This window comes from Nitrospira sp. Ecomares 2.1, from assembly GCF_965152585.1.
The window spans coordinates 1,067,550-1,088,961 of record NZ_OZ224219.1; the positions used below are offsets into that span (position 1 = coordinate 1,067,550).

Annotated in this window: 14 protein-coding genes and 1 pseudogene; 14 read left to right on the forward strand and 1 reads right to left on the reverse strand. The window is 45.3% G+C overall.

Annotated elements, in window-relative coordinates:
* Window positions 1-63 precede the first annotated feature (63 nt).
* From ACWHYD_RS04765 to ACWHYD_RS04795, 7 genes are all read left to right on the forward strand, one after another.
* Window positions 64-1,488, forward strand: a complete 1,425-nt coding sequence (locus ACWHYD_RS04765) for a hypothetical protein (protein ID WP_447964775.1) — start codon at window positions 64-66, stop codon at window positions 1,486-1,488.
* A gap of 167 nt (window positions 1,489-1,655) precedes the next feature.
* Complete coding sequence (locus ACWHYD_RS04770) at window positions 1,656-2,813, forward strand: glycosyltransferase (RefSeq protein ID WP_447964776.1); 1,158 nt, start codon at window positions 1,656-1,658, stop codon at window positions 2,811-2,813.
* A gap of 255 nt (window positions 2,814-3,068) precedes the next feature.
* Window positions 3,069-4,337, forward strand: coding sequence for a glycosyltransferase (locus tag ACWHYD_RS04775; RefSeq protein WP_447964777.1), 1,269 nt, complete (start codon window positions 3,069-3,071; stop codon window positions 4,335-4,337).
* A 211-nt stretch (window positions 4,338-4,548) separates the two neighbouring features.
* A complete protein-coding gene (locus ACWHYD_RS04780) occupies window positions 4,549-5,994 on the forward strand; it encodes an O-antigen ligase family protein (RefSeq protein WP_447964778.1) in 1,446 nt (481 codons plus the stop codon).
* Window positions 5,995-6,138: 144 nt separating this feature from the next.
* Complete coding sequence (locus ACWHYD_RS04785) at window positions 6,139-7,302, forward strand: glycosyltransferase (RefSeq protein ID WP_447964779.1); 1,164 nt, start codon at window positions 6,139-6,141, stop codon at window positions 7,300-7,302.
* A gap of 13 nt (window positions 7,303-7,315) precedes the next feature.
* Window positions 7,316-8,458 (forward strand): glycosyltransferase, encoded by a 1,143-nt coding sequence (locus ACWHYD_RS04790; RefSeq protein WP_447964780.1) that lies wholly within the window; start codon window positions 7,316-7,318, stop codon window positions 8,456-8,458.
* A 1,326-nt stretch (window positions 8,459-9,784) separates the two neighbouring features.
* The gene (locus ACWHYD_RS04795) at window positions 9,785-12,019 is read left to right on the forward strand and encodes a right-handed parallel beta-helix repeat-containing protein (RefSeq protein ID WP_447964781.1); all 2,235 of its coding nucleotides are present in this window, start codon (window positions 9,785-9,787) and stop codon (window positions 12,017-12,019) included.
* Window positions 12,020-12,280: 261 nt separating this feature from the next.
* Here the strand turns inward: ACWHYD_RS04795 and ACWHYD_RS04800 are convergent, their stop codons facing one another.
* Entirely contained in the window at window positions 12,281-12,529 is a 249-nt protein-coding gene (locus tag ACWHYD_RS04800; RefSeq protein WP_447965822.1) for a transposase, read from the reverse strand.
* Between ACWHYD_RS04800 and ACWHYD_RS04805 the strand changes: the two genes are divergently transcribed.
* From ACWHYD_RS04805 to ACWHYD_RS04835, 7 genes and pseudogenes are all read left to right on the forward strand, one after another.
* Window positions 12,491-12,673, forward strand: a complete 183-nt coding sequence (locus tag ACWHYD_RS04805) for a hypothetical protein (protein ID WP_447964782.1) — start codon at window positions 12,491-12,493, stop codon at window positions 12,671-12,673. The genes ACWHYD_RS04800 and ACWHYD_RS04805 overlap by 39 nt on opposite strands.
* A 1,282-nt stretch (window positions 12,674-13,955) precedes the next feature.
* Window positions 13,956-14,153 (forward strand): hypothetical protein, encoded by a 198-nt coding sequence (locus tag ACWHYD_RS04810; protein WP_447964783.1) that lies wholly within the window; start codon window positions 13,956-13,958, stop codon window positions 14,151-14,153.
* Window positions 14,154-14,217: 64 nt separating this feature from the next.
* Complete coding sequence (locus ACWHYD_RS04815) at window positions 14,218-14,499, forward strand: hypothetical protein (RefSeq protein ID WP_447964784.1); 282 nt, start codon at window positions 14,218-14,220, stop codon at window positions 14,497-14,499.
* Window positions 14,500-15,257: 758 nt separating this feature from the next.
* Window positions 15,258-16,577 (forward strand): right-handed parallel beta-helix repeat-containing protein, encoded by a 1,320-nt coding sequence (locus ACWHYD_RS04820; protein ID WP_447964785.1) that lies wholly within the window; start codon window positions 15,258-15,260, stop codon window positions 16,575-16,577.
* A 197-nt stretch (window positions 16,578-16,774) separates the two neighbouring features.
* Window positions 16,775-17,899, forward strand: a pseudogene (locus ACWHYD_RS04825) (IS3 family transposase).
* Window positions 17,900-18,136: 237 nt separating this feature from the next.
* On the forward strand, window positions 18,137-19,189 hold the full coding sequence (locus ACWHYD_RS04830) for a glycosyltransferase family 4 protein (RefSeq protein WP_447964786.1): 1,053 nt from the start codon (window positions 18,137-18,139) through the stop codon (window positions 19,187-19,189).
* Window positions 19,190-19,837: 648 nt separating this feature from the next.
* On the forward strand, window positions 19,838-21,238 hold the full coding sequence (locus ACWHYD_RS04835) for a phenylacetate--CoA ligase family protein (protein ID WP_447964787.1): 1,401 nt from the start codon (window positions 19,838-19,840) through the stop codon (window positions 21,236-21,238).
* Window positions 21,239-21,412 lie beyond the last annotated feature (174 nt).

Below are 21,412 nucleotides of genomic sequence, written 5' to 3' on the forward strand. Positions count from 1 at the left end.
GGCCGCATTACATTTCTTAGTTCAAGTAAAGTCTTAAGGGTTTTTAATGGGAATGAATTTGGAATGTTGTTGGCCGTTGAATTTGAAAAACGAGTCTTCACGGTTTGGTTGCCCTCTGCTTCTGTGAAATGTCATTTCGACAAATTCCAACGTATGTCAGCGCCAGAGGAACCATTTCTTCCCTGGCATTGGGAGGTGAATGTAAGCATTCAGTTGCAACTGTTTCTTTCCGGAATCCCGGGCGAGCAAGCCAATGTTCCGTATATGTTGATCGAGGATGCGAATGGGGAATTCATTGAAGAAATCAAATCTTTAAATTCCGTTGAACAATGTTTGTATCGAAAATCTGATTGGTTTTTTGCTAACAAACCCTCAGATATCTGGAAGTATTTGATCAATGGAAGTATTTATGATCCTCGGGGTCATAAAGGAATGAATAAGCGATATAAATGCCAACAATGCGCATATACATGGTGGAGTTATTTCGGGTATTTGAAGAAGGAAACCGGTAAAAAATTGTATGACAGCATGCAGGATATCCTGGCGTATTCCGTCCTAATAGATCTGTCGCCAAAGGGAGAATGGAGACATGGGTTTTGGACGGACGACATGGAAATCCATGCCCGTTTTCAATTGGACGGCATTCATCTGCTCATTTCGCAACATAAAAAAACCGGTGAGTCCTTATGGGTCGAAGGGGCAGAACGTGCCATGGCCTATGTCGCCGAACACCTCATGGATCAATTCGATGACGGCAGCCTATGGTTTTTACACGATAGCACGGAGCATCAGGATAGGCGGACACATTTTCATTCAACCCTGTTTGGGAAATCTCCCGGCAATTCACTGTGTATTAATACGCATGTGCAGGGCCTTACAGTGCTCCATCGCCTCCGGCAGGCGATCCCGCAAAAGCCCATGTATGCGGAAATGTTGGAGAAAGGGGTAACTGCCCTGAAGAGAGTTCTAGACCATCAACCGGCTGATCCACTCTATCGCATATTTCTTGCCATATGGATGAAAATTCGAAAAAAGCCAAAATCCAAAGCTGAAATCGTCATGCATGCCGTAATGACGAGAAGTATCATTAAAGTGTTTTGGCCGGTGCGACGTCAGTTTCCTAGGCTGACGTATCCCGGGGGATGGATTGACCGGGATTTAACCATCAGTTGTTTTTCTGAAAATTATCAAGTGACCAATCTGAAGGATTTTCTCACCCTGTATAAACAAATGCCGTTACCCTGGTTGCTCCCGTACATTAAAAATAATGTTGTAGCACTCAGGAAATTTCTTTCTCAATTTGGTCTGGCTAATGCCCTTGAAGCCAGCCCCTATTACATTGAATTTCTGGATGTACTGTATATGTATGACAAAGAAATTGGAAAAATCGATGAGGAGGAAATTAGAAAATCCCAAGAAATCATCTATCGGCAAACGGGTGGATCTTCGGTTGATTGGGTGGCTTCAGAACTTGTCAGTGGGAAATAACGCGTTCAACTAAATTTTTTCATGGATAATTTACCCGACACACATGCATTTTCATAAGAAACAGCCACGAGGCCTTATAAAGGGACTAGGGTAAGGTGAAAATCGCTTATATCGTGAGCCAGTTTCCCTCTCAGACACAAACCTTTATACAGAGCCAAATAATTGGAATGATAGAGGCTGGCCTTGATGTGCATGTTTTTGCCGGAAAGCCAAGGGACGATTTTCAGATTCCGGGAGACCTGAAAAAATATCATTTGCGGGAACGCACGAGTTATCAAGGCATTCCCAATAGTGCACTTGTACGATTTGGCAATGGAGTAAGGCTGGTTATTAAATATATTTGGAGGTATCCCGTCCCCATCCTGAGGTCACTAAATGTGTTTCGCTACGGGAGATCAGCTGCAACCTTTTCCCTTCTGTATCAAATTATTCCATTTTTGGGAAAAGGGCCGTTTGACATAATTCACTGTCAATTTGGCACGTATGGCCCACAAGGGCTCTATCTTAAGCAGGTGGTGGCCGAAACTGCTAAAGTCGTTACTTCGTTTCGCGGGTTTGACGCGACAAAATCCGTTCAGGCGCACCCCGATCTGTATCAGACCTTATTTAGGGAAGGGGATCTGTTTTTGCCGGTCAGTCATTCACTCAAACGTCTTATCATACAACTGGGATGTGATGAGGACAAAATCGTCGTCTTACCCTCTGGCATTAATTGTCACACACTCCCCTTTTCACCTAAAACTCTTAAACGGGGTGAGCCTGTTCGAGTCATCACGATTGCTCGGTTGGTTGAAAAAAAAGGCATTGCCTATGCCATTCACGCGATCGAAACCCTCGTGAAATCCGGAAAATTCATCCAGTATTTCATCATAGGAGACGGTGAGTTACGAGGTGATCTGGAGCGATTGATTGGGGAGAAAGATCTCACAAAGTATGTGCAGTTCTTGGGCTGGAAAAGTCATGAAGAAGTCATCCGATTGTTGCAAGGTTCCCACATATTAATGGCCCCCAGTGTGACTGCCAGAGACGGTGATCAGGAGGGAATTCCCAATGCGATAAAAGAAGCGATGGCCTTAGGGTTGCCCGTGATTGGCACTCAACATAGCGGGATTCCTGAAATTGTGGAAAATGGTGTGTCAGGTTTTCTGGTACAGGAACGAAATGCGGAGGCCTTGGCTGATCGACTGTCTTTCCTGATCGATAATTCTGAAAAATGGGCGGATATGGGAAGAGCCGGACGTGTGCGGGTAGAAACGGACTATGACGTCAAGATTCTTAACGATCGGCTGGAGGAATTATATGGCCAGGTATGTAAAAAAACGTGACCTTGCAGGTAATTGGAAATGGTGTATGCCGGGGGATGTCATTCAACGTCATCCTGAGCCAACGGAAAAGGGTTTGTGTCTACGGTTGAAGATCATTTTTGTCAGTTGCAAAGCATCTATGGTGCTAGATTAATTAATAAAAAATTCTTGCAAAGTATACAGCCGAGATTTGAAATAGGTGTATGCCTACTCCACGTATTTAAAAAAAAATGAGTTATATTCCGTCCTTGCCAAATAGTGAAAAAGGATAGAGAAATGCCCACCAAAAAACCCAAAATTTTATTTCTGGCCTATTATTTTCCCCCATTAAATGGTATCGCCTGCGTGCGAACCTGGAATATTGCCAAATATCTCTCTCGATTAGGATGGGATGTTACCGTGGTGACGCCGGATCCTCACCTATGGCGGTTGGGGGACTCTAGAGATATTGAGAAAACAAATCTTCAACTACAGAAAGAAAACATTAAGCGAATTTCTACAGGGCATGGCTGGCGGTTTCTTTCACCTGGATCTTTAAAATGCGAAAATATGGGAATAAGATGGTTTGTGGGAAAGGTCTGTCGACGAATCGCCAGCCAGTGGAGAATTGATCGGGAAATCGGCTGGATCAAAGAAGCCAAACGGTCCTGTTTAACGCTGGTGAGAGAGGATGTAGACATCATTCTGGCCAGTGGGAAGCCTTTTTGCTCCTTTCGATTGGCGAAGTGGCTGTCAGACAAACTGAACCGGCCATATGTGCTTGATTATCGTGATCCCTGGACCGACAATCCTCACGCCAAACTTCCAAAACTTCAGAAAACCATTCAGGAAGAGCAAGAGCTACTTCAAAAGAGCGCGGCCGTCACGATTGTTTCTCCTTCATGGGCATGGGATTTACGAAAACGATATGATCTCAAGGAAAAAGTCCATATTATTTCAAATGGCTTCGATCCGGAAGAACTGACTCAAGTACAGCCTACTCAATTTCCATATTTCACTATTGTCTATACAGGAAATTTCTATCCTCCCAAACGAGTAATTACACCGCTCATGGCTGCTCTTAAGCAGTTAAAGGAATTCAGGGAGGGGGGGGAAGTGAAATGGTTCCTTCACTATTATGGGCAAATGGGAGAGCATGTCAGGGAGGAAGCCGAGCGATTTGGGGTTATGGATAAAGTGAAACTCCATGAAAAAGTTCCACGGAGTGTGGCTCTGTCGGCTGTTGCCGGTGGCAATATCAGTGTGGTGATTACTTCCATACCCGACCATGTCACCCTTGCCGATCAGGGAATGGTTACCGGCAAGGTCTTTGAACCGTTAGGGTTGGGAACTCCGATTCTCCTCATTTGCCCATTGGAGAGTGATGCAGCCAAATTAGGAAGTTGCCAAGGAGTGCGTGTGTTCCAAAAAGAGGATGTCAGGGGCATTACCCACTATCTGAACGAACGTATTGAGGGGAAGGTGGAGGAAATAGCAGGGGGAGAGGAGTATTCGTGGGTTAATTTAAGCAGTCGGCTGAATGATGTTCTTCTCAAAAGTCTGTAAAGAACTAAAATTCAGTTAGCCAATCTTAAAAATCGAATTAACTCGTGGTGACTGCAGTGGATTTCAACAGGACCGTTATCCTGAGACTGAGCGAAGGATCGGTGCTCGGGTTGAAACACCTCCCGTTCAGCGAGAAACTACATGGGAGGTGCCGGCCGGTATAGGAACCATGAAAGGCAATCACGTACCTGAACGTTTTTGAAAAAATAGCATGAGTCCTTCCACAGCAAACGTAACTCAGGGAGTCAGAAAGTCCGGCACCATCCAATTGCGGAATAAACCAATATCTCCGAACAAACTGGATAAAATCATCCTGCTACAGGTGGCATGGTGTACCTTCCCGGCTTTAGTTCTGGTCAGGCTTGGAGCATTGCGGCCTGGAAGTATCTGGTGCTTTGTATTTTTGTTGACCTTTCTCGGATGGTATGCCCTCAAAAGAAAGGTCCCGGCTTTCATGGCTTTATTGATTGCGACATTGCCGGCACTTGCCTATACCCGAGGGTACTTTTTCTATAATTCTATTGTGGCGTTACTTGGCCTGGGATTGGGCCTATGGTTCGTCCGGTCTCCCAAAGAATGGGCAAAGCTATGGGGCAATCAATTACTCAGGTGGTTTTTTATCCTAGGAACAATGTATTGGCTCATATCCTTAATAATAACGGGGCAGTATTATGCCAATCTTCGTGCCATGGAAATGGTGTTTGCGGTGGGTAGTATATATCTGTTAGCGCAGTACCAGAAATATTTGGCAACAGCCCTAGCTGGGCTAGGAATTTCAGTTTTTTCTGTGGCCATTGGCATGATTGGACAGGGAGATCGATTGGGCATGGCCGATATCGACGGGGAGCATGTGGGCAATGCCATTACCTTTGGACTTCCCGTAGCCTTAGTCCTTCTTTTGGCTATGGCCGACAATGGCAAATGGCTATTTCTTCAAAATTCTAAGATTATCAGGAACGGGTTGATCGCTATGTGCGGAATTTTTTTATTGCTATCCACTTCCCGGGGCAGTTGGCTGGTTGCTTTGGTGGGTATAGGGGTAGCAGTCTTTTATCAATCTCAACAAAGAAGGAAAATTTTTTTCGCGATTCTTTTGATGGGGTGTCTGTTGCTTGGAGTAATGCAAACCAAAAGTGGAGAGAAAGTTTCCGAACATTTCGAAAAAATTTTCGATTCCGAAAGAACCTTGGCTCAAAAGAGTACCGGACGTTATGAAATGTGGCTGCTCTTTCCAGAAGTTTTGAAGGATTCTCCTATTTGGGGCGTGGGACCAGGATTAGGGAAGGAGGCGTATGCCCACTATTCCTGGGTGGACAGGGAGGTGACCTATAGAGAAGGAAATGAAGTGGCCTGGCATGCCTTATATCTACAAGTGGGGGTTGAAACCGGCCTAATAGGACTGACAGTTTTAGGAATTTTTTTAGTTAAATTGATTTTCAAGACTTTACTGTATCGGAAATTGACAGGACAGGTTATTCCGTTAATTGGTATTTTAGGTTTTATGACCATCGGAATTTCTGTGCCAGGGATAGATGGAATTTCAGGTCTTTACCTGGGACTTGCTTTTCTAGGGACCTTGCCTCAAAAAAAGAAGGCTAAGCAAATTCCACAACCTGTTCAAAAAATCAAATTCGCAAAGATGCCTTCCCCTGTCTGATTTCTCTGTAAAACAACCTGAGGTTGGTTCGATTAAAGTAGGTTGGATCCCTTTGGGGGGTGCAAGGTCGAGGACTCTTTTCCTTGCAGTTGAGGAGTGCAGACAGCGGTAACAAGAAATGGGTTTTATATGGAACTGTTAATCGTGACAAGTACAATTCATTATGAAATGGGAAAATGTCTTTTCGGCTATGGTCCCTATTCCCGGGAAATCGATATCTGGGCCGATCTGTTTGGCAAAATATTTATTGCCGCTCCATTAAGAAAGACGTCACCCCCAGCGGATTGTATTCCCTTTACCAGAAATAATATTTTCATTGTGCCGCAAATGGAAACGGGCGGGCCCCGCTACAGCGACAAATTTTTACAGGTACTTGCACTACCCGTTCATCTTTGGAATTTGAGTGTAGCAATGTCAAAAGCAGATGCTATTCATGTTCGGTGCCCTGGGAATCTTGGCTTGTTGGGAGTAATTCTCGCTCCACTATTTTCCAGGTTTTGTATAGCCAAGTATGCCGGACAGTGGAATGGATTTAAGCGCGAGCCCTTCGCTACACGTCTGCAGCGGTCAATTTTAGGTTCATGGTGGTGGCGAAAGGGACTGGTCACTGTGTATGGGGAATGGCCGAACCAACCTAAACAGGTCATTCCCTTCTTTACTTCCATGATGACGGCTGAGCAGGTGCAGCATAGCGCCGTCACGGCCAAGAGTAAGCAGCTGACACTCCCAGCTGCAATTCTCTATGCAGGACGACTCGCATCGAATAAAGGCGTCGAAATCCTATTGCGAAGTCTTCACGTCTTGTCCGAGCAGGGAATGGCCTTTAACCTTTCTATCGTCGGGGATGGACCTGAACGAAATCGTCTTATGAACCTAACTCTAGAGTTAGGTCTAACAGAAAAGGTCTATTTTGCGGGCGCCGTGCCTTATGACCGAATCATGAGTTGGTATGAAAAATCCCATATTCTCGTCTTGCCGTCTTTTCATTCTGAAGGTTGGCCAAAAGTGCTAGCGGAGGCGATGTGCCATGGAGTGGTCTGTGTGGGTACGGATCACGGTCTGGTTCCCTGGTTACTCCAGAACAGAGGAGTGGTCGTTCCCGTTGCTGATGTGGAAGCCTTGGCAAACGGTTTAAGAGCTATCCTGCAGGATGTGGAGGGCTATAAAAAACTATCCCAACAGGCCAGTGCCTGGGCGCATGGCTATTCTCTCGAAAGACTCAAGGAATCATTAGGTGAACTTTTTAAAAAACACTGGGGATACCAGTTGCCAGTTGTAAATTCAAGTCTTCCTCTTTCAAAAAAATAAAGGTGAAATCATCATGCCCGAGCCTTTAGCCGTCTTGCACATTACAGACACTATGCAAGCCGGAGGTTTAGAACGCGTGGCTGTGAATCTGGTCAATCTTTTGCCTCCAGACCGCTGCCGGGCGTTATTGTGCAGCACACGACGGGATGGCCCGCTCCTGGAAGGATTAGCCCCTCATGTGATGAGGCTTACATTGTGGCGTCGGCATCGGTTTGATGTGCAAGCCATAAACAAATTGGTGAATTTTATTCGAGAGCAAAATATTCAGATTCTCCATGCGCATGGGCCTTCACTGTTTATTGCGGTTGTGGCAGCCATTTTTGCGCCTTTTCCTGCAGTCATCTGGCATGTTCATAGCGGCAGGTTGGCGATCGGGGGGAGATCTACCTGGCCTTATAGACTGGTGGCCAGACGAATCAAGGGAGTTTTTGCCGTCAATCAGGATCTCGCCGATTGGGCGTGTCAAAAATTACACCTGCCCTCTAGTAAAGTATGGTATGTCCCAAATTTTTTAAGTGAGGATCATGAAAGAAAACCAGAGAAAAATATAAATCTTCCCGGCCGGGATGGGGGGAGAATTGTGTGTCTGGCGAACCTTCGCCCATTGAAGGACCATCCGACCCTTCTCCAGGCTATGGATCTGGTCATTCGTCAGGCTTCCTATGCCCATCTTCTTCTAATAGGGTCGACGAGTAATACCGCTTATCTTGAGAATCTTCAAAGGTTGATATCGAAATATCAATTAGGTAAACATGTTTCCTTCCTTGGTCACAGAGATGATGTGATGAGCATACTCAATTCATGCGATATTGGTGTGCTCAATTCGAGCTCTGAGGGCTTTCCCTTGACTCTCTTGGAGTATGGAAGGGCGGGGCTACCAACGGTAGCCACACGGGTAGGACAATGTCCTGAGGTATTAGATGATGGACGTGCCGGGATCTTAGTGCAGCCCCGTTCCCCAACGCAGCTCGCGGAAGCCCTGGTTGAATTACTACGATCGCCGGACCGACGTGAATACTTTGGCAAACAACTAAACTGCCATGTTCATGAAAAGTTCAACCAACATCATGTTCTAGAAAGATTTTGTCTTTGTTATGAATCGATCTTGGGTGGGCAGAAAGATACGATTCCTTCTTCTCTTGAGCCATCTCCCTGATTCTGTTTAAAAATTAGATGGAATTTTTGATCATCCCCCCTCTCGTCAGACAACCTCAAGCCCCTGGTTCGATCACAAATCAAAAAAATTGTGTGAAATTCTAAGGCTCGATCATTTTTTCCTGTAAATCCCCTCTTTTATGTCGTTCCCTAAATTTTATCGGGAAGGCGTCCTACCCGTTTCGACTTCCTCTTAAAATCTTGCACTAGGTATTATTTTCCGTAGGAGAATTCTGGAGAATTTTCCTTCAAGTGTAGGTCAGACCATTCATGTTTAGTAGAAACCCATTGAACAAAATATCCTATAGCATTGGATATTTTGTCTATTGTTTAAATGGTGTAGGAGTTTTTTGGGAGATTTTTTTGTTTAGGAACGTATTTTGCTTTTACACGATCTGAGCGTTTGAGTGAATGCGTTTTCTGGCAGGTCATGTCGACCCACAAATAGTGAAAAGATAATTCGATTCTTATTAATTTAACAGGGCATGGTTATGGAGTTTCTGAATATCCTGAAGGATAGGGGACATTGTCGAGTTTATATGTTCTCCATCAGTGCCCATATAACCAAAACCTTATTCCATTCTCTGAGCATCATTTATGGACAAGCTGGAAGATTTCTTTTCGTATGGAGAGAACAATGATCCTGGAAATTTTATTGTCATGTTGAAAATGTTACTTACTTCATATCGTGTACATCTCTTTGTCCTCCAAAGTTTTATCCCGCTTCAATTTTATCCTTCTCCCCCTTCATTCCCATTTTCATTCCGTAAAATCGCAAATATCTTCAATTTTCCATGATTTAATGATTGGAAAATGAAGGGCAGGTTGTCTGTGTAATTAATCACAGCATTGTCTTTCGATCCTTGTGGAAGCTTGGCCACAAAGAACCGAGAAACCCCACTTTGTTTCGAAAGGGAGTTGAGATAGATAGGTAGACGCCTAATGCAGGGAAAATGTGTCATGGGGAGTAGATATAAGGAAATGTGTTCGCCCCACATGACACAAAAGTTGTCTAAGAAGAAAACCAGTCGTCGGAGTTGGTTTATTCTGAAATCCGGACAATCCTAATTTTCCCGCGAACTCATCCTTCACAACGATTTTTTTAACCAGCAGAAATTTCCTGAAAAACCGTACCTCATTTAAACTTGGAGATAAAAAAATGCAAAACCAAAGGAACGGTCTATCTGTTAAAGAAGGCCTAACTACCAGTAATTTTCAGAACACAATGTCGCATCGAGGGCACTTCCTTCTAAGGTTTCCTAAAAACGTCGTAAAGACTTTCACAAAACCAATTATACGTTTTTTTTCTTGGATGTTCCTCAATAAAATGTCGAATTATATTCCGTTCTTAGCTTTAGCTATTTTGGTCCCTTGCTCTCCTGTTTTTTCAGCATCACTCAGTATTTCGAACTTGACCGTGGCCAGTGGGCAAACGTATGTGGTGTCCACCTCCGGCCTCCAGGTCGGAGGTACGGTGTATCGCGACCGCAGCTATACCTTTAAAACAGTTCCCTCCAGCGTGCAGGGAGCCGCGTATATCCAAACTGCCAATAATGACAAAGCGGCGACCAATTCGAACTTCCTTAGCTTTACGGTCAATCAACCGGTATCGGTGTATGTTGCCCATGGCGATCGTATTTCCTCGAAACCCTCGTGGCTGAGCACCTTTACCGATACCGGCACGAATCTGGTGACCTCGGATGCGACCTTCAGCCTGTTTGTGCGGGCCTTTCCCGCCGGCACCATTACCCTCGGGGGCAATGCGAGCGGTGGATGTTGCAGCATGTATTCTGTCATCGTGAAATCTGGGAGCGGGGGGACTACCACCACGCCCACTACCACCACGCCCACCACCACGTCTTCATCCTCACTCAGTATTTCGAATCTGGCCGTGGCGAGTGGGCAAACGTATGTCGTACCCACTTCTGGCCTCCAAACCGGAGGTACGGTGTATCGCGACCGCAGCTATACCTTTAAAACAGTTCCCTCCAGCGTACAGGGAGCCGCGTATATCCAAACCGCCAATACTGACAAAGCGGCGACCAATTCCAACTTCCTTAGCTTTAGGGTCAATCAACCGGTATCGGTGTATGTTGCTCATGGCGATCGTATTTCTTCGAAACCCTCGTGGTTGAGTAGCTTTACCGATACCGGCGCAAATCTGGTGACTTCGGATGCGACCTTCAGCCTGTTTGTGCGGGCCTTTCCCGCCGGCACTATTACCCTCGGAGGCAATGCGAGCGGTGGATGCTGCAGCATGTATTCGGTCATCGTGAAATCTGGGAGCGGGGGGACTACCACCACGTCCACTACCACTACGCCTACTACCACCACGCCCACCACCACCACGCCCACCACCACCACGTCATCAACCTCCTCATCCTCCTCCAGTAGTTCGGATGGGGATACCTATTTCGTGGCTGCAAGCACTGGAAACGATGGAAATTCAGGAACACAACAATCCCCGTTTAAAACGCTGGAAAGGGCGGTTGATGTTTTATTGCCAGGTGACACTCTCTATGTCCGAGGTGGGACTTACCAGGGATTTTACTTTTCTATAAAGATTCCAAGTGGCAATTCCTGGTCCCAACCGGTAACCATTAAAGCCTATCAACAGGAAAAAGTGGTGCTTACATCCCCCTCCCATAAAACCGCTCTACAATTTAGAGATCAAAGTCATCATATTATTGTGGATGGATTTATTATTAACGCCACTGGAGGTCCATCTGGCATAGGGACGGGGCATAATAGTCACCATATTCGTGTGATCAATGGGGAGGTAATGAATGCTTATCACTCCGGTGTGACTACTCACTCGGGTTCTAGTGCATTTGAATTTATTAATCTCCGTGTACATGATAATGGAATTGTGGGGGGAGCTTTCAATAAATCTCACGGTTTTTATCTTTCAACTAGCTCCAACCTAGTAAAGGATTGTTCGATCTATCAAAATACAGGTTGGGGAGTGCATATTTACAGTGGGGGGGGGAACAGTCCTAGCAACAATCTCATCCTGAATAATAAGGTCTATGAAAATGCCAAAGGAGGAAGGGGGGTAGGCATAGGAATCTATAATGGGTCGAATAATTCTGCAATCAACAATCTTATTTGGGGCCATAACAAGACAGGTATAGAAGCTGGTTCGGGAGCAACCAATTCAGAAGTGTATAACAACACTATTTATAAGGAAGTCTATGGGATATATGCAGACAATAACTCAGGTACAAAGATCGTTAACAATATCGTTAGTGAAAGTACTTCCTATGGTCTCTTGGTGAAACCAAATAGTGTGAACTCTCAAGTTAAAAATAATCTTGTTTTTGGGAGTGGAAGTGGAAGAGATATCCTTAATCAAGCCACAACTACCACCTTGAGCAAAAATTTGGAGGGAAATAGTTTTAATCCTAAATTTCAAAACCCTGGAGATTTTGACTTCCATCTGCAAAGTGGAAGCCCTGCCATTGATGCCGGGGTAGGCCTAAGTGAAGTAGTTAAGGATTTTGATAATAATTCTAGGCCCAAAGGATCTAGCCATGATATTGGAGCATACGAAAGGCCATAGGATTTGGTCTAAGTCGCAATATTTTGTATTGGTCTGTGAAGCAATTTTGTTTGCTTAGCTTTTCTTGAAAAACCACTTTTTGGGTTTAATGTATTGCCATTTGGAGGCTCCTACGCATTTTCTGTGTAGGAGCCTCTCTACTTCCCCATGGTCAGCATGTTTAAATGGTCGGAATTTTAGAAGTGGACTACGGCCATTGGATGGAACCTCTCGGATGATTAAGATAAAACTTCTGTGCGATATTTCCTTCCAGACGCGGGTTTAAACTAGTGCAATCAATAGGTTGATGCCAAAACATACTTGATTGGGTGTTTTCATGCCAAGGCATTTCCTGGGTCGGTTGTTGAGTTTGTGCATGACGTAGTCAAAATTCGGCTGAGGCCTGGTTTTGAAAACACAGCCCCTAGAAAAATATTGGCGAATGAGGCCATTGGTGTTTTCGTTGAGGCCCCGCTCCCAGGAGGCGTATGGATGAGCAAAATAGAAATGGGCATTGAGGGCTTTGGCGATGGCTTCATGTTGGGCAAAATCATTTCAGTTTTGAGCCGTGAGAGTATGGACTTACCCAGACAGAGGCGCCAGAATTTTCAGGATTGCATGAGTGACGTTCGCCGCTTCCTTAATGGGCACCTTCGCGATCAGCGTCAAGCGTGAAGTGCGTTCGGGCAGCGAAACGAGGCCTTGCCGGCGGCCTTTCACGTTAATGGTATCGATATCTCAGTCACCGAGGGGCGTACGGTCTTCGACAATGCCGGGTCGATCCTCGATTGAGACCCGAATGCGCAGGTGCCTGCGGCGGTCATAGGCTCCATAACGGTTCTTGCGGCCTTCTGGGAGCGGAGACGTCGGTGGAGGTGTCTGATGATGTTGATAGCCTGTTGATCAACCAACCACAGACTGATCTGTTCAAGATTCCAGTCTTTCTGTAGCCGACGCTCGATTAGACTTCAGTGCTCCTGTATAAGGCGGCATTGAACCTTGGTCTGGCGCCGGTGAATTTCAAACTGGTGGGTCTGCAAGGGACGATGAGCTTCTCAAGCCTCCGTTGCGCCGCACCTCACGGCTGATCGTGGATGGAGGGACCCCCACGACTCCAGTAATTTTGGTTTGGCGATGAGAAAAGCCACGTTCCTATTGCAACTTGCCTTCTATCCACCATGGTAGAGTTGCACTTACGAATTTAATTGCCAGCGAAAGTTATGAAGATGAGTAAATAACCACAATGGAATCATTTTTCGGGGTTTTAAGTCGAATGTGGTCTTGTTCGACGTCACCGGGGATTGTCTACTGGCAGAGTTAGCCGAGTTTTTAAATGTGAATCCGAATCAGTTTTAAAACTAGAAACAGAAACTAATAACCACGGCAGACATGGGCTGGGGGAAGGAGGGGCCGAAGCATTGACTATGAAAAGGTGCAGCAAAAGTTGTATGCCGAGACCGAGGACCCAAAACCGGAAGTCTAGGCCATCAGAGCTTAGAAAATCGGATCACTACCTAGGGGGAGACGGGCGGGGTAAGGGTTGAGCGAAAAACGGGAGTTGCAACAGTTACGCGCAGCAAGCACCAAGATCAAGCGGTTGGTGGCGATTTTGTCATTGAATCGCCATATGCCCTCGAGGCGGTAAATGTGACGATCCAATGAGTGAAGAAAACCGCCTGCGGGTTCCGCAACGTCGAACATTTCAAGATCGCGGTCTCTTTTCATTGTGGAGGTCTCGATCTTTACCCACGCTAACCCCGCAAAAGCCTAAAAATTTAAGCTATAATATATCCTGTTGAATTCTCAGTCTTCTTGTGGCGGGAATAATTTATTTCTCCAGAGCCGTTGAGCTAAAGTACGAAAGTGAATTTTGAGGGTGTTGAAAAAATGTGCCGTCTCGGGTTGCTCTATAGGTGTTGCCAAACATCCACCACAGCCACAAAGAAGAGACGCCAGGTTGCCACGGCGTAGACAAACAGCGGAAGAAGATCGAGCCAGCAAGAATTCCCTCATGGACCCCATTCGAACCGGGGCCCCACAGCTCATTGCTCAGGCCCTAAAGTCGGAGGTGACGGAATTCTTGGCCACCTATAAGGAACAACGAGATGAGCAGGGGCATGCGATCCTCAGCGGCCATCATTCCGAACCACGATAGTCAAACGAACATGGGGTTTGTGACGGTACGGGTGCTCAAAGTGCTCAGTCGCTAGGGCGGCCCCGTGAGGTTTCCTTCGACCTTGGTGCCGCCATGTATGCAAGTCAGTGAGTCTGGAAGCGGCCACCCGTGCCTGTATTTGAAAGGGATTTCGACGGGGGAGATAGGGGCGCTCGATGCGTTAGTGGGCCCGGAGGCCACGGGACTGTCGGTCAGCACGGTGGCGCGGCTCCAGCAGATTTGGCGCGAGAAATATGACAGCTGGCATCACCGGCCCCTGAATGTTGACCGGTGGGTCTCTATCCGGGTGGATGGTCACTCTAGTGGCTTACAAGCGGAGACTTAGCGTTTGTGTGCGTTAGTCGTCATTGGCATGAATGTCCACGAGCAGAAGCATCTCTTGGCGATTGAAAACGGGATTTGCGAATCCACCCAGAGTTGGCGGAAAGTGTGGAAGCCGCTTAAGCCGGGGGGCTGACCGCTCCGGCCTTGGCCATGTGCTTTTGGGGGGGGGCTGGAAGAAATTTATTCAATCACGCAGCCGAAACGGTGTTGGTGCCATAAGACGAGAAATGCCTTGCCCAAGAGTGAGCAGCCGAAGGTGAAGCAGGCCCGATAGTAGATTATCTGGCAGGCCCCACCGGAGGATGGGTTCGCTGTCTTCGTCATCAAGTAAGAGGGGAAGTGCCTGAAGGCCGCCGCCTGTTTTGCAGAAAGATCGGGCCTTTTATGCCTTTCCCGCTGAGCGTTGGCTGAGTTTACGCAGGAGAAATCCGATTGAATCGACGGTTGGAAGGCTTCGGCATCGAACATTTCGGACGAAGGGAACGCGGGATGGCATGCCCCCCATAATGTTTAAGTTGGGCTAATGTGAAAAGAAGACCGGGCGTCGCTTGCGAGGATAAAGCAGATGCCGAATGTCAGCGAAGGGATTTAGGTTGTTGAGGGATTAGAGGAGCACACCACAAATTCGATCGCCGCGTAACATAAGCTCAGATACCAGATAACAATAATTCGCTAAAGTTTTTTCCGATTCTGTCGAACTTTGACTTTGATAGCTAGGAAAATACTCGATCATGGATTTTTTGAATCTGGAGGAGAGAATTGGGAAATTGTAATAAACATCAAGGGATAAAGGTTTCTCTCTGCTGTGTGTTGTTTATTGTAAGTTATGGCATTACGGGAATAAAGGAAGCCAATGCAAAAGATTATTTTGTGTCGGCTACCGATGGCAAAGATGAGAATACCGGTACCAAAGAGGCCCCGTTTTTCACACTCGAAAAGGGCCTAAGTGTCCTTTACCCAGGGGACACTCTCTTGGTGAGAGGCGGCACATACCAAAGAAACCATGAGAAGTGGGGGCCAGCCAGTGGGGTTTCCTGGACGAAACCAGTCGTGATTAAAGCATACCAAAATGAAAAAGTGATTGTTAAACCATTACCCAGTACAAATTTTCCCGGTAATTCCGTTTTTTATTTTAAGGATAATACCCAATACATCATCATGGATGGGTTAACGGTTGATGGTACAAATGGGGGGTATGGGTATCGCATGGGAACCGGCAGTCACCATATACGCGTGAGCAATGGTGAAATAAAAAACACGTCCAATAGCGCGATTCAGGGAAGCGGGGCGCCGTTTATTGAAATTCTCAATGTTAAGATTCATGACAGTTGGTTGGGCACCAAACGGTATACTACTGGCGAAAGATCCTACGGGTTTTATCTGAATGGAGACTATAACCTCGTTAAGGATTGCGAATTCTATAGCAATCATGGACGTGGTATACACATTTATAGTGCCACTCGTAGACCAAGCAACAATCTCATAATAAATAATAAATTTTATGACAATGATATGGTCGGTTTGGGAATTTATAGCGGTGATGGGAACGTTGCCATCAATAATGTTTTTTGGAACAATGAGCGTGGGATTCACGTCGATTATGGTGCAACCAACACAATCGTGTATAATAATACGTTTTATTCAAATAATGGAGAAGAAATTCTACTTGGCCCCGAAAGTGACAGATCGTTTGTTAAAAATAACTTAGTCGTCGGCACCAACTCTGGTCCTGTTCTTCTCGCTATTAATGGCAGTGGTGCATCCGAGATTGAAAATAATCTTATTTTAGGAAATTCGATGGACCCAAATGATCTGCTAAAAATTTCAGATAAGTCTGTTATATCTAGCGGTAATCTTATTGGAAATTCGTATAAACATGGCTTAAAAAATCCCGCTAACTTTGATTTTCATATTAAAGAAACTAGTTCAGCCATTGGGGCTGGCTTACCCTTGTCAGAGGTAAAGACTGATATAGAAGGGGAGGCACGAAATTCCATTGTTGGCTTCGATATTGGCGCTTATCAATTCAGTGGCGTGAATTCTCTTGACCCACCAACTGATCTAAGAATTAGCCGTTAAAAGCAGAAGGCTGGGATATCAAAACGATAAATGAGTGTGCCTAAAGCTGATATACGGTCAAGTCAAATAGCGGAAGGAAAGAATGCTTAACGGCAAATGGACAATCGATCAGAGGTAGCCCCGGAAAATTTGACCCCGTCTTAAGTAGATAAGTAAGCCTGTTTCAATCATCTTCACGGCATTCACAGGAACTTATCATGAGTCGACGAATCAGACGCAATCACAATTCCGTGTTCAAGGCGAAAGTGGCGCTGGCTGGCTGAAGGGTGATTTAACCACCGCCAAGATGGCCAAAAAATTTGAGGTCCATCCAAACCAGATTGCCCAATGGAAAGCACAGCCCCTGGAGCATGCCCCTGGAGCCTTCGAATAAAAGCCGCCCGAGACGCCTCCTGCCGTCGATATCCAAACCCTGCATGCGAAGATCGGTCAACTGATGCTGGAGAATGATTTTTTAGAAGGGGCGCTCGGCAAGGCCGGACTGCTGAGCCTAAAGCCATGATCGACCAGACCCAAAGACTTCCCGTTTCGCAACAAGCGAAGGTCTTCGGATTGTCTCGAGGCTGTCTCTACTACCAATCCGTGCCATTCAAATGAGAGTGAACTGTCCTTGAGGCATCGTCTGGATAAAATGCATCTGGCACCTCCGTTCGCTGGTTCACGGATGTTGAGAGATTTGCTGCGCTTGGAGGGCTTCCGCGTTGGGCGGAACCATGTCAGAACACGGATGAAGCGTATGGGCATCGAGGCGCTCTATTGCCCGCCCAGGACGACTCAGGCGCATCGAGGACACGCCGTATACCCGTACTTATTCAGGAATTTGTCCATTACGCGCCCCAATCAGGTGTGGGCCTCAGATGTCACCCACATCCCGATGGCCCATGGATTTGTCTATCTGACCGTGATCCTGGACTGGTATAGTCGCCGACCCCTGGCATGGCGTATCGGTAACGATGGATGTGGAATTTATCATGGATGCCTTGGAAGAGGCGATTGAGCAATATGGCTGTCCTGCCATCATGAACACCGATCAAGGCAGCCAATATACCAGTGAACGCTTAACTCAAGCGCTCAAGAATCGAGATATTCAAATTTGCATGAACAGAAAAGGAGCCTGGCGGGACAATGTTTTTTTTGAACGACTGTGGCGCTTAGTCAAATATGAGGATATTTACTATGCCTATGAGAACCCGACTGAGGTCAAACAAGGACTGACATGGTATTTTGTCTTTTACAATACCAGTAGCCCACATCGGGCATATACTGGGCAGATACAAGATACGGCGTATTTCACCCAGTTGCCAATAGCCGAAGTTGCATAATTCATTGGGTTACTGTCTACTTAAAGATTGGCTTGGGGTGTTCAGATAAAGGGGACCTCTTCTCAGTAAACTTAAACTTTCCACTTTAGGCCGAGGAAATTCTTTTTAATCTAGGGTAAACTTTTCTTTTTTCGAAATCTAAGGGAGCTTTGAAGATTTCGGTGTAATGAATAGTTGGCATGGGGGAGTAAACTGAATGCGTGGGGTTTTAAGGCCAACACTGCAGAAAACGTTGCCATGATACGAATCGCTGTCGTTGGGGTCATGGCTGGTCACAATCAAGGGCAAGTACCATCCCAGGGAGAGACCCTTTCTCATTTATGGAGGGAAGGAGGTTATCCTGTAGTTTGTGCATCGTCTTCTCCTAATCGCTATTGGAGAGTTGCTGATATTATAAAAACACTCATTTGCCAAAAGAATCAAATTGACCTTCAATGCCTTCAGGTCTTTAGTGGACCTAGTTTTATTATTGCCGATGTGGCCAGTAGATTGGGTAAAATTTTTGGACAACCGGTTGTGATGGTTTTACGTGGGGGAGGACTTCCGAAATTTATGGCGCGTTATCCTCGTTGGGTTCGTCGTGTGTTGCGCAGGGCCGATGCTCTGATTTCTCCATCTGCATTCCTTGCACGGGCGTTGACTCCTTATAACTTTCATGTTCAAGTCATTCCTAATGTGATAAACCTTTCTCAATACCCGTATCGACATCGTCAGGTAATCCGTCCTCGTTTATTATGGATGCGAAGTTTTCATCCAATATATAACCCTATGATGGCCATAAGGGTGTTGGCTAAGGTAAGAGAAAAAATCCCGGATGCATGCCTCGTGATGGGAGGGCAGAATAAAGGGCTCGAAATTGAGGTTGACCAGCTGGCTAAAAAAATCGGAGTTGAAGGTGCTGTACGCTTTGCGGGGTTTTTGGATATGAATGCCAAGACTCATGAAGGACATTCTGCGGATATTTTTCTTAATACTAATCATGTTGATAATATGCCGGTTTCCGTTGTTGAGGCTTGTGCGATGGGTTTGCCTGTTGTCGCCACGGCGGTAGGCGGAGTACCCGACTTGTTGACTCACGAGGAAACGGGGTTGTTAGTTCCAGACAATGATGATCAAGCGATGGTTTCGGCTATTATTTGTCTGCTTAATGATCCAATCTTGACCGGCAAGTTGTCTGCAAACGGAAGGTTGCTTGCGGCCCGTTCTTCACGAGAAGAGGTGCTTCCACAGTGGGATCACCTATTTGCGGAAGTAATGAATCGCCGAAATAAAGATAGAGCCTTGGACTAAGTATTGTTGCCTGCGAGAGAATCGATAGTTTTCCCTGGAATGGGAAAGGCTGTTAGTGAGAATTGGCGTATGATCTTGGTTGCCTTAAGGTTAGTCATGGCAAACATATACCAACAATATACCTCGGCATGTCTTCGCTTCGTTTTAATCTTTCAAAATCAAAAATGACACTGATACTGAAAAATGGAAAGGAGGCTAATTTGGGAATTGGCATTTGTTTCAAGTCTACCTTCATTTCCTGTCTCAGTCTGTTTAATCACGGTTAGATTGCATGGGTAATATCTCCCTTCCTAATTTATATTCAGAAACCTCTGAGTTATAGGAGGGGTAGTGCAGTGTCATCTTTGCTTCTTATACCGACCAATGAAGTAGCAGCGCTGCATAAATTAACTGACTCTAGTGCACTTCCATCAGATCCAAGCCTTGTAGAAACTGGGCCACCATTATCAGGAGATTGCCAATATGATTAGTGTACACAAATTCATCATGAGAACCGACCACACGTGGGCCTTGGGCATTTAACGTCTCTGAAATTTATGAAGCAGGTAATCACAATCGGGGCAGGTCAGCGATCTGGTATTAGAAAAATGGTCAGTTGCACTGGCAAGTTGATTCCAAGTAATTCGTTTATGGTTATACAGTAATATTATGGGTTTTATTCAACAGCACATTTATCCAAAATTGCCCTTATTCTTGCAAAATTTGCTGATTAGTGCTTATGGCTATTCTCTGGATAAAAGACGATATGGTGGAATTTTTGAAGTAGAATATAAAAAGGCCAAAGACAGAGAAAAATTTTCTAAAGAACAATGGCATGAGTATCAAACTATTGAGCTACGAAAAATATTGCTACACGCTTTCAATTCTGTACCTTTTTATTATCAAAAATACTCAGCTATTGGTATCACTGCGGAAAATCTATCTACCTTTGAACTGAGTGATCTGCCTAAACTTCCATTTTTAGAAAAAGAGGAACTGCGGAAGTTTGGCAAATCCATTCTGCTGAGCTCCCATCTTGAAAAAGGAGGAAAATATTTAGCCAGTAGTGGAAGCACGGGAACGCCAGTAAACATATTATTCTCTCTCAATTGTTATAGAAAATGGATGGCTCTTTATGAAGCTAGAGTGAGAAATTGGGCCGGTCTGAGCAGAAAAAACAGTAGAGGCATGATTGGTGGAAGAAGGATTTTGCCAGGCTCCCACTCCACTCCGCCTTTTTACAGGTATAATTCTATTGAAAAACAGGTTTATTTTTCAGCTTATCATTTGTCACCTTCAACCGTGAATGATTATGTAGAAGGTTTAAAGAAATATTCAGTTGAATACATGGTCGGGTATGCTTTCAGTAACTATCTCTTGGCCAAGCTTATTGTTGATCAAGGTATTCACGCTCCAGAATTGAAAGCCGTTCTAGTATCAAGTGAAAAGCTTACACAAGAGATGAGAGATATGCTTAAAATAGCATACAATTGCAAGACTTTTGATGCATGGAGTGGTGTTGAAGCTTGTGGTTTGATTAGTGAAACATCTGAAGGAGAGTTATTGTGTAGCCCCGACTCAGCCATATTAGAATTCTTAAACAATGATTTAAAGCCGGTCGAATTGGGTTCTTCAGGAGAAGTAGTGTGTACTGGTCTTTTAAATTACGATCAGCCACTTATCAGATATAGGATTGGCGATTCGGTCATTTTAGATCCAAACCAAGGGACCCGTTGCGGTAGAGCTATGCCCAAAGTAAAAGAAATTATGGGTAGAACAGAAGATATCATTACTGGACCTGATGGGAGACAGATGGTTCGTTTTCATAGTATTTTCATTGATCTTCCTAATGTAAGAAAAGGCCAACTCGTTCAAAAAGATATTTATAATTACCATTTACGCATTGAGTCAAAACCTGCACGCCTTACAAAGGCAGAAAAGGAAATGATGACCAAACGAATGAAAAGCCAGTTGGGGGATGAAATCCAGGTAACATTTGAAGAGTTGGCCTCAATTCCGCTTACTCCTAATGGTAAGTTTAAGGCTGTTTTTGCATTGAAAAAGAATTGATGAATTCCGTTTTTGCAAATTTAAAAGATTAGGTATAGCGGATGGGACTTTATTGTGACTCCGAATTGGGTTCTAGATTTGGTCTTTTCTGGTTTTGTGGACACATTCGAAAAGGTCCATAATGAGCCAGGAAGTGTGTCATAGGCAAGCGGAGGAGATTTTTGAAAGAATAAA

What these genes read in the sequence shown, in the direction of transcription:
- ACWHYD_RS04765 (WP_447964775.1), top strand. Translation starts at nt 64, where the DNA reads ATGTTGTTGGCCGTTGAATTTGAAAAACGAGTCTTCACGGTTTGGTTG.
- ACWHYD_RS04770 (WP_447964776.1), top strand. Translation starts at nt 1,656, where the DNA reads ATGATAGAGGCTGGCCTTGATGTGCATGTTTTTGCCGGAAAGCCAAGG.
- ACWHYD_RS04775 (WP_447964777.1), top strand. Translation starts at nt 3,069, where the DNA reads ATGCCCACCAAAAAACCCAAAATTTTATTTCTGGCCTATTATTTTCCC.
- ACWHYD_RS04780 (WP_447964778.1), top strand. Translation starts at nt 4,549, where the DNA reads ATGAGTCCTTCCACAGCAAACGTAACTCAGGGAGTCAGAAAGTCCGGC.
- ACWHYD_RS04790 (WP_447964780.1), top strand. Translation starts at nt 7,316, where the DNA reads ATGCCCGAGCCTTTAGCCGTCTTGCACATTACAGACACTATGCAAGCC.
- ACWHYD_RS04795 (WP_447964781.1), top strand. Translation starts at nt 9,785, where the DNA reads ATGTCGAATTATATTCCGTTCTTAGCTTTAGCTATTTTGGTCCCTTGC.
- ACWHYD_RS04805 (WP_447964782.1), top strand. Translation starts at nt 12,491, where the DNA reads ATGAGCAAAATAGAAATGGGCATTGAGGGCTTTGGCGATGGCTTCATG.
- ACWHYD_RS04830 (WP_447964786.1), top strand. Translation starts at nt 18,137, where the DNA reads ATGATACGAATCGCTGTCGTTGGGGTCATGGCTGGTCACAATCAAGGG.
- ACWHYD_RS04835 (WP_447964787.1), top strand. Translation starts at nt 19,838, where the DNA reads ATGGGTTTTATTCAACAGCACATTTATCCAAAATTGCCCTTATTCTTG.